12 protein-coding genes, 2 pseudogenes and 1 other annotated feature are annotated in these 13,942 nt (G+C 44.2%); of the genes and pseudogenes, 11 read left to right on the plus strand and 3 right to left on the minus strand.

Annotated features, from left to right (window positions below):
• Positions 1-171 precede the first annotated feature (171 nt).
• The 5 genes from bchD (at position 172) to ispD (ending at position 5,430) form a co-directional block, all read left to right on the plus strand.
• Positions 172-2,169, plus strand: coding sequence for a magnesium chelatase ATPase subunit D (gene bchD, locus MiAbW_RS15850; protein WP_151696882.1), 1,998 nt, complete (start codon positions 172-174; stop codon positions 2,167-2,169).
• Between the two features lie 255 nt (positions 2,170-2,424).
• Positions 2,425-2,928 carry a hypothetical protein gene (locus tag MiAbW_RS15855; RefSeq protein ID WP_151696883.1) on the plus strand — a complete coding sequence of 168 codons (504 nt, stop codon included), beginning with the start codon at positions 2,425-2,427 and terminating at the stop codon, positions 2,926-2,928.
• A gap of 10 nt (positions 2,929-2,938) precedes the next feature.
• Positions 2,939-3,829, plus strand: coding sequence for a hypothetical protein (locus tag MiAbW_RS15860; RefSeq protein WP_151696884.1), 891 nt, complete (start codon positions 2,939-2,941; stop codon positions 3,827-3,829).
• A gap of 364 nt (positions 3,830-4,193) precedes the next feature.
• The gene (locus tag MiAbW_RS15870; RefSeq protein WP_151696885.1) at positions 4,194-4,592 is read left to right on the plus strand and encodes a DUF1824 family protein; all 399 of its coding nucleotides are present in this window, start codon (positions 4,194-4,196) and stop codon (positions 4,590-4,592) included.
• A 157-nt stretch (positions 4,593-4,749) separates the two neighbouring features.
• The gene (gene ispD / locus MiAbW_RS15875) at positions 4,750-5,430 is read left to right on the plus strand and encodes a 2-C-methyl-D-erythritol 4-phosphate cytidylyltransferase (RefSeq protein WP_151696886.1); all 681 of its coding nucleotides are present in this window, start codon (positions 4,750-4,752) and stop codon (positions 5,428-5,430) included.
• Here ispD and MiAbW_RS15880 read toward each other — a convergent pair.
• A complete protein-coding gene (locus tag MiAbW_RS15880; RefSeq protein WP_151696887.1) occupies positions 5,425-6,042 on the minus strand; it encodes a serine O-acetyltransferase in 618 nt (205 codons plus the stop codon). The genes ispD and MiAbW_RS15880 overlap by 6 nt on opposite strands.
• Positions 6,043-6,146: 104 nt before the next feature.
• Here MiAbW_RS15880 and MiAbW_RS15885 point away from each other — a divergent pair, with 104 nt between their 5' ends.
• On the plus strand, positions 6,147-7,097 hold the full coding sequence (locus tag MiAbW_RS15885) for a glycosyltransferase (protein WP_151696888.1): 951 nt from the start codon (positions 6,147-6,149) through the stop codon (positions 7,095-7,097).
• A 289-nt stretch (positions 7,098-7,386) separates the two neighbouring features.
• On the opposite strand, the pseudogene MiAbW_RS20600 reads toward MiAbW_RS15885, so the two are convergent.
• Positions 7,387-9,125 (minus strand): annotated as a pseudogene (locus MiAbW_RS20600) (IS1634 family transposase).
• Between the two features lie 783 nt (positions 9,126-9,908).
• Positions 9,909-10,090 (plus strand) — a sequence feature (ribosomal protein L10 leader region).
• A gap of 36 nt (positions 10,091-10,126) precedes the next feature.
• Between MiAbW_RS20600 and rplJ the strand changes: the two are divergent.
• From rplJ to MiAbW_RS15920, 5 genes are all read left to right on the plus strand, one after another.
• Positions 10,127-10,675, plus strand: a complete 549-nt coding sequence (rplJ, locus tag MiAbW_RS15900; protein WP_002737633.1) for a 50S ribosomal protein L10 — start codon at positions 10,127-10,129, stop codon at positions 10,673-10,675.
• Between the two features lie 43 nt (positions 10,676-10,718).
• The gene (gene rplL / locus MiAbW_RS15905; RefSeq protein WP_149986343.1) at positions 10,719-11,114 is read left to right on the plus strand and encodes a 50S ribosomal protein L7/L12; all 396 of its coding nucleotides are present in this window, start codon (positions 10,719-10,721) and stop codon (positions 11,112-11,114) included.
• A 104-nt stretch (positions 11,115-11,218) separates the two neighbouring features.
• Positions 11,219-11,314, plus strand: coding sequence for a photosystem II reaction center protein T (locus tag MiAbW_RS15910; protein WP_071823417.1), 96 nt, complete (start codon positions 11,219-11,221; stop codon positions 11,312-11,314).
• Between the two features lie 127 nt (positions 11,315-11,441).
• Positions 11,442-11,957: a transcriptional regulator NrdR gene (gene nrdR / locus MiAbW_RS15915; protein ID WP_151696890.1), complete on the plus strand. Its 516-nt coding sequence runs from the start codon at positions 11,442-11,444 to the stop codon at positions 11,955-11,957.
• A gap of 232 nt (positions 11,958-12,189) precedes the next feature.
• Positions 12,190-13,182 carry a 30S ribosomal protein S1 gene (locus MiAbW_RS15920; RefSeq protein WP_151696891.1) on the plus strand — a complete coding sequence of 331 codons (993 nt, stop codon included), beginning with the start codon at positions 12,190-12,192 and terminating at the stop codon, positions 13,180-13,182.
• A gap of 519 nt (positions 13,183-13,701) precedes the next feature.
• Here the strand turns inward: MiAbW_RS15920 and MiAbW_RS15925 are convergent.
• Positions 13,702-13,878 (minus strand): annotated as a pseudogene (locus MiAbW_RS15925) (IS1 family transposase); the annotation flags it as partial.
• Positions 13,879-13,942 lie beyond the last annotated feature (64 nt).

Below are 13,942 nucleotides of genomic sequence, written 5' to 3' on the forward strand. Positions count from 1 at the left end.
CCGTTATTAGGAGCTAATCCTAGATTAACCCGGTAACTTCTCGATCGGTTCAGGGATGAAGAAATCCATCGAGATGCAGCTAAAATCTGAGTTCGGGAATCAAAAGGGGAAAAGTGCCAGACCCGGGAGCTTCTGTTTTACACTAGAATGTGGCCGCCTGAATCTAGATCTATGCCCACTCTGACCCTCAATTTTCCCCTAACTGCCGTTGTCGGCCAAGAAGCGATTAAATTAGCCCTACTCTTAGCCGCCGTGGATCCCGCCCTGGGGGGTGTGGTAATTGCCGGTCGTCGGGGAACCGCCAAATCAGTCATGGCGCGGGCGATACATTCTCTATTGCCACCGATCGAAATTATCGCAGGTAATGTCTTTAATTGTGATCCCAACAATCCCGACGAATGGGACGATCGCACTAAAGAAGAATATAGCAGTGGAGAAGTCCCCACAGAAGTTATCCGGGCCCCTTTCGTGCAGATTCCCCTAGGAGTCACCGAGGATCGTTTATTGGGTTCCGTCGATGTGGAAGAATCGGTGAAACAGGGGGAACCGGTCTTTCAACCCGGTTTATTAGCCAGCGCCCATCGGGGAATTCTCTACGTCGATGAAATTAATCTACTCGATGACCAAATTGCTAACCAATTACTCACAGTTTTAAGCGAAGGACGTAACCAAATTGAACGGGAAGGCATCAGTTTTCAACATCCCTGTAAACCAATCCTGATCGCTACTTATAACCCAGAAGAAGGGGATTTACGAACCCATTTATTAGATAGAATTGCCATTGCTCTTTCCGCCGATGGTGTCCTTAGTTTAGACCAACGAGTCACCGCCGTCAATCAGGCGATCGAGTATGCTGTTTCTCCCAGTGCTTTTATCGCCCAATATGCCCAAGAAATCGACGATCTAAAAACCGAAATTATTCTGGCGAGGGAATGGTTAAAAGAGGTAAAAATTAAACCCGAACAAATTAGTTATCTAGTGGAGGAAGCGGTGCGCGGTAGGGTAGAAGGTCATCGCGCCGAGATTTTTGCCGTGAGAGTAGCCAAGGCGGCCGCCGCTTTAGAAGGTCGGGATTTAGTCAGTGCCGATGACTTAAAAAGAGCCGTCGAATTAGTTATTGTACCTCGATCGCTGATTACGCCGCCACCTCCAGAACAGGAACAACAGCCACCGCCACCCCCGCCACCCCCGGAACCGCCCCAAGACGAAAACCAGCAGGAACAGGAAGAAAAAGAGGAGGAGAAGGAGGAAGAAAAAGAACCGGAACAGCCCGATAATTTGCCGGAAGAATTTGTTTTCGACCCAGAAGGGGTTTTACTGGATCCCAGTGTGCTGTATTTTGCCCAGATGGCCCAGCGTCAGGGGAAATCGGGGGCGCGTAACCTGATTTTCTCGGAAGATAGAGGACGTTACATTAAGCCGATGTTACCCCGGGGCAAGGTGAAAAGAGTCGCCGTCGATGCCACTCTCCGGGCGGCCGCCCCCTATCAAAAAGCCCGTCGCTTAAGGAATCCCGAACGTCATGTGATTATAGAAGAAGGGGATCTGCGCTCAAAACGGCTGGCCCGCAAGGCCGGTTCTTTAATTGTCTTTGTCGTTGATGCCTCCGGTTCCATGGCCCTGAATCGGATGCAGTCGGCCAAAGGTGCGGTTATGCGTCTGTTAACGGAAGCTTACGAAAATCGCGACCAGATTGCCCTGATTCCTTTCCGGGGTGAGCGAGCAGAGGTACTATTGCCGCCGACCAAATCGATTACCCTAGCGAAAAAACGTCTGGAAACCCTGCCCTGTGGCGGCGGTTCCCCCTTAGCCCACGGTTTAACCCAAGCGGTTCATGTGGGGATGAATGCCCGTTTATCGGGGGATATCGGTCAAGTGGTGATTGTGGCGATTACCGACGGGAGAAGTAATATTCCTTTGGCGAAATCTTTAGGCGAACCGATTCCGGAGGGGGAAAAACCGGATATTAAGGCAGAACTGCTCGATATTGCCGCTAAAATTCGCTCTTTAGGCATTAAACTGCTGGTTATCGATACGGAGAAAAAATTCGTCTCCACTGGTTTTGCCAAAGAATTAGCCCTAAAAGCCGGGGGTAAGTATTATCATCTACCCCGGGCCACGGAACAAGCGATCGCATCTATGGCGCGAGGGGCAATTGCGGGACTGTAGCTAGGGTTTGCCGAAAAAGGTTTTCCTGGGGGCAGGGTGTGGGGTGTGGGGTGTAGGGAAAGAAACCTCTTTCGTCTGTGGGGGTGAAAATTTTTTCATCGGGCCTGCCTCCTGTCTTTGTTATTGACTCGAATTTTGCTGATTTTCTGTTTTTTTCGGTCTGGTGTGGCAGAATCTAGAAAAACTTAACAATAATCAGCAATCAGCGAGGGATATACTACAAACAAACATGAGCAAGTTTTAATTAAGATAACTATGAACTTTCGATTTGGCAAAATCTTGATAGCAGGGGTATTGGCGGTACTTTTGCTAGTAACTTCCTGTGCTAAAGCTCCCTCGCAATTTGACCAAGCGCAACAAGAAAGTACCGCTCGCGGGGCGGCGGCAGTGGTGAAAGAATCCACCTCTGGCGGCAGTTTTAATCAGTTTTTCCCGCCTTCTGGGGGAGGATACGAGCGCGTCTATACCCAGGAGAAAAAAGGCTTTGCTGAGGCAAAACTGAAGCAAGATGGCAAAGTTCTAGCCATGTTAGCCATATCTGACATTAGCAATAATCCCGCCGCGGCCAATAAATTCCAAGACAGTCAAACCACGATTAAAGGTTTTCCCTCTGTCGAACAGGGTACAACCGCCAGCGCCGTTTTAGTCAATAATCGCTATCAAGTCAAGGTTTTATCGCGGGATGCAGATTTTACCGCCAGCGATCGCCAAGCTTGGTTAGCTAAGTTCGATTTAGATGGTCTAGCAAAATTAAAGTAAGGAGACATCCGTGAGTAAGCCAATTTTTCAACTGGTGGACGAATTACCGACGAATAATCTCACCGTCAAAGTTCTCAAAACCCTTGATTATGTGGTCCCGGGACAGTGGGATAACCTAGTCGGGTTTAAAAATACGATTATCACAGTCACCGGCGAAACCGACGAAAGTATGATTCAACAGATTGGCGATCGAGCCGTTTGGTTGTTTAATGATAAATCCCAGGGCTATCAACGGGCGCTCTGGCTCTACCAAACCATCGACAGCGCCGATAATGCCCTAGCCACCGCCTCTCTTGCCAATGCCGTCGGTGGTAAAATTCCCCTCATGGGTGGTTTAATCGAAAGATTAACCCCTGCCCCCGAAAAAGCGCAAACCATCGATCTAACTCTGAAATTGGTGACAGAATTAATCGCTTTTTGTCAAATTAATGGCATTCCGGGGGATAGTATCGATGATTTCGTCGCTTCTCTGGGAGATTATAGCGGCGAATCCCTGATGCGGATGGCGGCGTTAGTTTGTTTGGATGGTTTAATTCCCTTGGGGGGTAGTTTTATACGGAAAGTGGAATCCACCCTCAGCATTCTCAGGCCGGAAGAATTAGAATCTAACTCCACTTTCGGCAGTATTAAAGAATTGATTCCGGGGGGAAATAGTGCCAGAAAATTAGACTTTATCGGTCAAAGTTTCGACTCCACTAAAGGTTGGATGAGTGGTTTTGTCAGCGAGCGCAGTTTGAGCCAGCAGGGATTATTGAGCAAAATTCAGGGATTTATCGACTTTTCTGCCGATAAATTAGTATATGTCGGGGCATTCCTCGATATGACGACTAATTACTATGAACATACTGGCATTCAAACCCTGGCTCGTCGTTTAATCGAAAGAGCCGTGGCGGAAATTTAACTGCAAGACTCTGAAACAACCGAAGAAAAAGCCCTAGAAAAACGGGAGGAGTTGACTGAAGCTGGTGAGACTCTATCTCACCAGAAATACTCCTCTTTTCCCCTCAGGATGTAGGTGCTTACTTCAGCTATCAAAAAGCAGCGAGTGAAATGCCCGCACAAAATGGAGCGATCAAACAAACCCGATAAATTTTCCTGTCCCCAACCTGATATGATCGAAATTGGCGATCTTACGATTAAAACCAATGCAAAATTTTCCTATCTCTAAACCCCAATGATTTAGGGCTTTTTTTCTTGGGAATTTATCGTTAAGGAGAGCAGCAACAGTTTATTTTTTATCTTTAGCCCCGCCTATCTAACCGCTCATGTCTATTGAAGAAGCCTTGAAACTCCTAAAAGAATATGGATGTATTAAACTAAAAATTGCCCAATCTCCCGAAGAAGAAGAAGCCCTAAGACAGGCAATTTTATTAGTTAACCAAGGTTCGGAATCAATTAATTTAGGTATCTGTGCCGATAACAGTGAAGAGGGATTTAAAGCCCTAAAAAGTTATCTACAAGCCCTAGGATACCCCCTACCTAATAGTCTCCCAGAAGACCAGCCAGAACAGGGAGCGGTGTATATTAAGTATAATACCCAAAGACAAGCTTCCTATCTCGATTCCTATACGGGAACCTATCGCGGTGTTCTGATTTCTTGTCAATCAGAAAATGATCAATTAGTCGGTACTTATGGTCATTTTCCCCTCGATTTATTCTCTTAAGATGCATAGTTTTGGAGTTATTTAAGCTATTAACAATCATCGGCACCCTCCTTATCAAGGGGGGATTAAGGGGGGATATATTGAAACCACTTACTTAACAAGCAAAAAGCTTCCCACTCCTGTCCACTGAATTCTTAACTTTTTACCTGAAAAAAATATGTATTTGTTAATTCCAGCAGCGGGAATGGGTAAACGTATGGGTAGCGATCGCAATAAGTTACTGCTCACCCTGCACGGAAAACCGCTCCTCGCTTGGACTTTGCTGGCTGCCATGCAATCTAGGGCAATTATCTGGATTGGCATCATGGCACAACCGGAAGACTTTGAGGATATACGAGAAATTATCACCGCCATAAATGCCCTTAAACCCGTGCAAATCATTCAAGGAGGCGAAACCAGACAAAAATCGGTTTACAATGGCTTACAAGCCCTACCAGAGGGGGCTGAGACGGTTTTAATTCACGATGGGGCGCGCTGTCTAGCCACTCCCGAATTATTCGATCGTTGTGCTGTCGCTTTGGCCACTTGTCAGGGTTTCATAGCGGCGATTCCAGTGAAAGATACGATTAAAATTGTCGATAGCAAGGGTTGGATTGAGGATACACCCGATCGATCGCGGTTGTGGGCAGCCCAAACCCCCCAGGGTTTTCAGGTAAAATTATTAAGAGAATGTCATGAACAGGGCCGAAAATTAGCTTGGGAAGTCACCGACGATGCTGCCTTATTAGAAAAATGTGGTTTTCCCGTCAAAATTGTCGTCGGTGAAGAAACTAACTTAAAAATTACTACTCCGGGGGATTTAGCAATTGCCGAATATATTTTAAGTCAACGTTTATAATTTTTCATCTACTTTAACGCCGTCCCGTTTAACAATACGAGCAGGAATACCCACCACCACACAATTAGGTGGAACATCTTTGACTACCACTGAATTTGCGCCCACGGTGACATTATCGCCGATGGTGATATTTCCTAAGACTTTAGCACCGGCGGTAATCCTGACATTATTGCCAATTTTAGGGCGACCGCTTTTATCTTTATAGCCAATTGTTACCTGTTGATTAATCCAACAGTTATCGCCCAAATCCGCCATAACAATCGTACTAAAACCGTGTTGAATAAATAATCCTTTGCCAATAGAACAGGAAGAATCTAGAAATAAATAGGAACTTTCTCGATAGAAAAACCGAAGAATATACATGAAAAAACGGCTGAATGAACCACCTTGGAAAAGACGACAATAATATAAATTTCTAAATTCTTTTACCTCCAGACACAGAGCTAATAATTGTAACCAATCTGCTCTTTTTTCCCAGCCTAATAACTCTACCCAACGCCGCACATCACCTAAGATAAGTTCTCGATTATTAGCTACCTGAAAAGCAATGATTAAAGGTGAAAGCCAAACAATACCCGCATAGAAAAATAATTTTCGGAAGAAACTTTTCATCGTTGGTCTAAAATAAGTGACAATAGACTTGCTTTTTGTTGCTATTAATTATAGTAGTATTGTAGCAAATAGTTCAACCGTCCGCCGTTTATTGGACTCCAACGATGTCAACTACCTTACAGTTCTTGCCAGAATTATCCGTGATCGTGCCAATTTATAACGGGGAGAAAGATCTACCCCCTCTCATTGATTGTTTAGCCAAACAGACCTATCCCCGTCAATTAGTTGAATATATTTTAGTTGATAATAATAGTAGCGATCGCACAGCAGAATTATTAGGGAAGGCAGCACAAGAACACCGGGGACTGAACCTGAGCATTTTAAGCGAAAATCACATACAAAGCTCCTACGCCGCTCGTAACAAAGGGATCAAGAGTTCTCGTTATCCTTTTCTAGCCTTTACCGATGCCGATTGTCGTCCCGCACCGCAATGGTTGACAGAACTGGTTCAACCCTTTAGCGATCCTAACATCGGTCTGGTAGCGGGCGACATTGCCGCCTTAACCGGTTCAAATTGGTTGGAAAAGTATGCGGAACGTCGTCACTTTATGTCACCAAAATTTCTTTTAGAACATTCTTTTTGTCCCTACGGTCAAACTGCTAACCTCGCTATTCGTCGAGAAGCTTTTCAAAAAGTTGGTTTATTTCGTCCTTATTTAACTACTGGTGGTGATGCCGATATATGTTGGCGTATTCAACAACAAACCGACTGGCAATTAACCTACGCACGAGAGGCAATTATTTACCATCGTCATCGTTCCACCTTAGAAGACTTAAGAAGTCAATTAAAACGTTACGGGTGCTCGAATCGTTATCTTCATGAATTGCACGGCGTCGAATTGATGCGACCTTTAACCAATCAAGAGTTATTTTTTACTCTCGGTCGTTGGTTATTAAAAGAACTACCGAAAAATACCCTCAAGTTACTATTTGGGAAGGCTGACATAGTAGATTTATTGGCTACTCCCCTCGATTTAATTGGGTTTCAGTCCCGCAGTCAAGGACAAGCCACGGCTAAATTACCCGAAAAAGCTAAAGAAATCGAATGGCTTTAATTCAGTGATCAGTGATCAGTTATCAGATATAAGTTTTCAGTTCACTGATTACTGTTTACTGTTTACTGATTAAGGTTTCCTCTATCGTTTCTCCCTGAGTGAAACATCCCAGAATATCCTTAATTTCTGATACATATTCCTCGTCATTATCAGTATAAATTGTTATTGAATATTTTAACTCCAAATAAAACTCTAATGATTCAAGTTTATTTTTCTTTCTGGACTTCCCCGTTGACAAAAAGCCATAACCTGTGCTGTAGAAGGGATTAAGAGAATTTACGCCGCCTCGTTACTGGGTACAAATCAGGGAAACTCCCAATAAATCTAACGCTTTTTGTTGCAGTTGGGTCGGTCGAGTTATCTTAGAAAAACGATAAGTTCCCTCCCTAATCGTACATCCCACTGTATTCAAGCAAATTGTCCCCAGGTCTTCCAACAAAGTCCAAAAACTATGCACAGGGAGGTTCTCTTGATTCCGTTTGTTTCTCTCTTTAGATTGCACCAATTCACTGGGACTCGCCTTAATCACATTCAGAGAACTATCATCAATTTCTTCATCCTCAAATAATAAAGGAGCCAAGAACTGTTTTAAATGCCATTCCACATAATAAGCCAACATACATAAAAAGATATGAGCTTTGACTCTATCACCCTGATAATCATAGATAGGACGTACCTTTAAATCAATTGACTTATAACAGCGAAATGCCTCCCCCACTTGAGATAAACTTTTATAAGCTTTAACCGTCGTCGCTGCATCCATCAACGTTGACTCCAGAGAAGTTATTAACACATACACACCATCCAATGCCGTTTCTTGAGCGATTAATTCCAGCTTACGCTGATAAGAAAAGCCTTCTTCTGTTATCTCTAGGTTATAGTATTTATTGACTTTCAACTGATTAAGAACCTTGGCCACTCTCAAAGCTATCTTATCTTGACCCTTTAAAGCTCTTTTCTCCCTTTGAGTCGCCTGAACAATCAAATCTAGTTCCTTCTCTACCGCTTCTAATAAGGCCTCTCTTTGTTGTTTATTTTTCTGGGCGATTAAGGGATTTTGACAAGCAATTAATCTTTCGTTGGGATAATCTTCACTCTCAAATTCCACCAAGTTTACCCGATCAAATAATCCTAATTGAATCACTTCTACCTCAGCCAGTTTCCGAATTTGAGGCTTAGTTAAACCAGTAATATAGTCTAATCCTTCTATCGGTTTTACTAATTCCTTGATTTTCGAGTTGGTTAAAATTCCTCTATCACTTACCCAGACCACATTCTCAATCCCCCAACCCTTTCTGACTTTCTCAATTTGTCCGCTTAAAGTAGCACCGTCTGAGGTGTTTCCTTCAAATACTTCTACCGCTATCGGGCAACCTTTAGCTGAACATAACAAACCAAAAACTATCTGAGTTTTCCCTTTCTTTTTATCTCGATTATAACCATATTTTTACAGTTCAAAACCATTTCCTTCTAGGTAAGTAGAAGTGATGTCATATAATACTAATGTTCCTGATTGTAAGTGTTTAAGTGCTAGATGCTTCTCAATTTTCTCTTGTTTTTCTAATAACCAATCTAAGGCGTTATATAATTCGTCTTCATCGGCTTTCTCTAAGTCTAACAATTGTCCTAAACTCTGACTACAAGTCTCGCTATTAAACCCTCTCGCTGTGGCTAGTTTCGATTTAGGATTGATGATTCTTGCCACAATCATCGCCACTACTAAGTTTCTGATTCGGGAGGATTTTTCACTGATTATTTTATCTAAACCTAATTTTTTAATCGTCTCTAAAATAGCCATTACATGACCATGAGGAAGGCATTCCCAATCACTTCAAACTGATTGGGAATGCCTTCAGTCATGGACAGTGTTGCCCCTTTAAGATCCAGTTTCAGATTGTCGATAATATCATCGGGTAACTTTGATAGATTGGCCAGGGTTCTTTTTTTGACTTGATCTCCTTCTCGGTAGGACTCTCGACGAAGAACAGCGGGAGGGGAATTACGGTTAGGAACTTTTTCTATATACATATATACCATTCTAGCAAATGGAGAGAAATCTTTTCCATTAAGAATGGTATATAGCGGTTCTCGCATCTGTGCAGCACACTTAAACCTTTGCTGATTAAGCTGTTCAGGATCGGGAATGTACCTCGTGTGAATCAGAAACGCTATATATGTATGAGGGAAGTTCAGATATTAGAACTCTTGCAAATTAATTAGGGTGCAGATCTTGCACCTGTGTGGCACGCTTAAACCTTTGCCGATTAAGCTTTTCAACATCAATAAGGGACTTCCAGAGAATAAAATACCCAGCAAAAAAATAGAAAAGTGTTTTTTTCAGGGTGAGAGCATCTCAAAAGCTATTGACAATTGGCCAATTTTGTTGTCCGCATGGGCATTTCAGGTGATACCAGTCAATCAGAATAGTTACGAAATCGACCAAATGGGTCGATTTTTGCTTAACAATTGAGATGGCCAATTCTCCTCAAATATGGCTGAATCGCTCTCTGGGTAAGCAACTCACATAAAGTTCATTTTGTCAAGGATTGTTAAGATGCGCCAGCAATTCTCAGTTTTAGACACAGCAAGCCTTTTAGGGATTTAAAGAACATTTTAAAGGCGGATTTTTGGGGCAACTTTGGGTGTACTATCACGTCAAAAGCCTGAAGACTCGTCAAATGAAATTCGCCATCCCATTGAATTGTAGCCCGTATGATGCGAACTAACTCCCAAAAGCCTTGCTACAGGGCAAATTTAGAATTGCTGACAATCTCTCCTAGGGCTTGACATAAACCCAGCAATAATGTTACGATAGGGTAATGGCTTAAGCCAAAGACAGCAGGCGCAAAACAGCTTAAATACCCTGCCGAGGTCAAAGCGAGAAAACAGCAGCCAAAAAGACTAAAGAAAGAGATACGTTCTTTCTTGGTCGTGCCTGAACTGAATTCTCTTCACTCAACCCCGGCGCTACAAGGGGTTATTTTTGTACCTGTGGAACCAGTCCCCCGCATACAGGAGGTGAACAAGGGATGGGGAGAAGCAGAGAAAGCAAGGGAGTAATTCTAGAAGAACTAAAAACCTCTCTTAGCGAAGCTCAATTAACGATGGTCATCGACTATCAAGGTTTAACCGTCGCCGAAATCAGCAATCTACGCCGCAAATTGCGCCCCACGGGAACGATTTGTAAAGTCACCAAAAATACTTTGATGGGCTTGGCGATCGCTGAAGATAGTGGATGGGAACCAATGAAAAGCCTTTTATCGGGAACATCCGCCTTTCTGCTTGTAAAAGAGGATATCGGTGGAGCTTTCAAGGCCTATCAAGAGTTCAAAAAAGAAAGCAAAAAAACCGAATTGCGCGGCGGAGTCCTCAAAGAAGGGACAAAAGGTCAACTGTTGACAGAAGATCAGATCAAAGCGATCGCTGATTTACCGTCGAAAGAACAGTTAATCGCTCAGGCCGCTGGAGCAATCAACGCCATTGCCACCAAACTAGCCCGCAGCATCAACGAAGTTCCCGCATCTTTGGCCCGTGCCGTCGATGCCGTGGCCCGTCAAGAAGAAAAAGAAGCGGCTTAATACCGCGCCAATCAATCACTTAAAACAATTAGGAGTCTAACCCATGTCTGCTGTAGCTGAAATCTTAGAAAAACTCAAAACCCTGACCCTCTTAGAAGCTGCCGAATTAGTCAAAGGTATCGAAGAAACCTTCGGAGTTAGCGCCGCCGCTCCAGCTGGTGGCATGATGATGATGGCTGCCCCTGGAGCTGCTCCCGCGGCTGCTGCTGAAGCTGTGGAAGAACAAACCGAATTTAACGTCGTTCTCGAAGAAGTTCCCGCCGACAAGAAAATTGCTATCCTTAAGGTAGTGCGCGAATTGACCGGTTTAGGACTCAAAGAAGCGAAAGACCTGGTAGAAGCAGCTCCCAAAGCGGTTAAAGAAGGCACTAACAAAGATGATGCCGCCGCCGTCAAGAAAAAACTGGAAGACGCTGGGGCAAAAGTTAGCGTTAAATAGATCGCCACTGATTCTGGTGGTGTAGATTACATACCTAGACAAGCCGAAAAGCTCATTTCCTGATACTATAGGATTGTCATAGCAATCTTGTAGGATGTCCAACCATGGAAAGCGTCGCTTACATTTTGGTTTTAACTATGGCTTTGGCGGTAATTTTCTTCGCCATCGCCTTCCGGGAACCTCCCCGGATTCAAAAGTAAATTTCTTAACTCCGTTTAGGTTAATAATTTTCTTCCCCGAGCCGCCCGCTTGTCAAAAGCAGGTTAGCGGCTCTGGTTTTCGTATTTAAAGGCTTAAATTAAAGGTTCCCCTCACCGAGCGCCTCCTATGCAATGCCCTAATTGTCAGCATACCGATAGTCGCGTTTTAGAGTCCCGTTCCTCCGAAAACGGTCAGAGCATTCGTCGTCGTCGTGAATGCTTAAAGTGTAAATATCGCTTCACCACCTACGAGCGCATCGAATTCGTGCCGATCACGGTGATTAAAAAAGATGGTAAACGAGAATCTTTTGATCGCTCTAAATTGCTGCGGGGGATCGTCCGCGCCTGCGAAAAAACTGGCATTCCCCACTCAAGATTAGATGCGATCGTCAATGATATCGAATCCCGTCTGCAGCAAGACTCAAAACGGGAGGTAACAAGTCAGGAGATCGGTAAATTAGTCCTAGAATACCTCCGGCAAGAATCGGAAGTGGCCTATGTGCGATTTGCTTCGGTTTACGGCAATTTTCAGGGAATTAGAGACTTTATCGCCGCTTTAGCGCTGCTGCAATCCTCCGAAATCGAACGCACTCATCCTTCTTGGTCTCCAGTGGAAGAAGCCAGCGTGATCACCTCGTCTTAAATAGTTCCCGATTCAGTTATAATTAGGATCCCTTGTGGTATTTAAAGCCCAAGCTCTGGTTAGATTCCTAAAAGTCATTCTTGAGGCGGATTGCCTCTAGGAAAGCGGGATGCGGCAGTTCATCCCCTAGGCTCTGCCTGGAAACTAAATTGGGATACATCTCCTTTATTTAGAAACTGTACATCACATAGGAGGAAAAACCTACGGAAATTCCGAGGACCAAACAACGTACATGACCACCCAAAAAACCGCAGACAAAAACATAGGCTTTACCCATGAAGATTTTGCCGCCCTTCTAGACAAATACGATTATCATTTCAGTCCGGGAGATGTTGTCGCCGGGACTGTTTTCAGCATGGAACCCCGGGGAGCGCTCATCGATATCGGTGCTAAAACCGCCGCTTTTATCCCCGTGCAGGAGATGTCGATCAACCGCGTCGATAATCCCGAAGAAGTTTTACAACCCAACGAAACCAGGGAATTTTTCATCCTTACCGACGAGAATGAAGATGGACAGCTAACCCTGTCGATCCGTCGCATTGAATATATGCGCGCTTGGGAACGGGTGCGTCAATTACAGAAAGAAGATGCTACCGTGCGATCAAATGTTTTCGCCACTAACCGTGGTGGGGCATTAGTCAGGATTGAAGGTCTCCGCGGCTTTATCCCCGGTTCTCACATTAGCACCAGAGAGGCGAAAGAGGATTTAGTTGGTCAGGAATTGCCCTTAAAGTTTTTAGAAGTGGATGAGGATCGCAACCGTCTCGTCTTGAGTCATCGTCGCGCTTTAGTGGAACGCAAGATGAACGGTTTAGCCGTGGGACAGGTGGTAATCGGTTCCGTGCGTGGAATCAAGCCCTACGGTGCTTTCATCGATATCGGTGGAGTCAGTGGTTTACTGCATATTTCCGAAATCTCTCACGATCACATTGACACCCCCCACACGGTTTTTAATGTCAATGATGAGTTAAAAGTGATGATTATCGATCTCGATGCCGAAAGAGGTCGCATTTCCCTCTCGACTAAACAATTAGAGCCAGAACCGGGAGATATGCTAAAAAATCGCCCGTTAGTGTTTGAGAAAGCCGAAGAAATGGCGATTAAATACCGAGAAAAACGTCTAGCGGAAGCGGAAGGCCGGACTATCTCGGAAGTAGTTGAAGAAATTGAAGTCCCCCCCGCCTTGGAGGAGGAAGATTTAGTTCTCGCTGCTACCGAGGAGTAGGTCAGTTATCAGTTATGGGTTATCAGTTATGGGTTATCAGGAGGCAGTACCGATGAAAAAAATTTTCACCACCACAGATGAAAGAGGTTTCCTTCCCTATACCCCACACCCGTTCGGCGGTTCGGCTGAACGTTCGTGTTAGTGAGCCTGTCGAACTACTGAGCGTTCGACAAAGCTCACGCAGCGGTTCTACAGGCTCACCGTCCGCTCGACTGAGCGTTCGACAAAAGCTCACGCCGAAGTCTCACGCCGAAGTCTCGCCGAACGCCTGAAGATGGAAGTTCTTTGGTTAAAGAGTCAGAAGATACCGCACCAAAAAACTTGTCAGTTAGCAGGAATCTCGCCAAATACCTTATTATAGCGTTTCCTGTTCGCAAGAGGTACATTATCAATGTTGAAAAGCTTAATTATCAAAGGTTTAAGTGTGTCACACGGGCGTGAGAACCGCTATACATCAATCAAGTAGAGCCAGGAATTGTGCAGTGTAAAAATGCTGGCGTTGCTGAATTAAGCTATGAATCAGTAAGGAATAGGCACTTCTTGAAACTTCAGATAATGAATTAATAAACGAATAGAGTATCCTAACATTTCTGTAGACTTAGAATAGCAGAGTGTTTGGCGATGCAATCGGGCTAGATAATGTCTTAAACGTGTGTTCTCACCCTCTACTCTGGTCATATAAGTCTTACTAAGTACCTAAGCAAAATTAATTACACATTTCGATAAAGCTTTTGCCTATTGCCTATTGCCTTTTGCCTAT

Source organism: Microcystis aeruginosa NIES-4325 (assembly GCF_008974145.1).
GTDB lineage: Bacteria > Cyanobacteriota > Cyanobacteriia > Cyanobacteriales > Microcystaceae > Microcystis > Microcystis aeruginosa_G.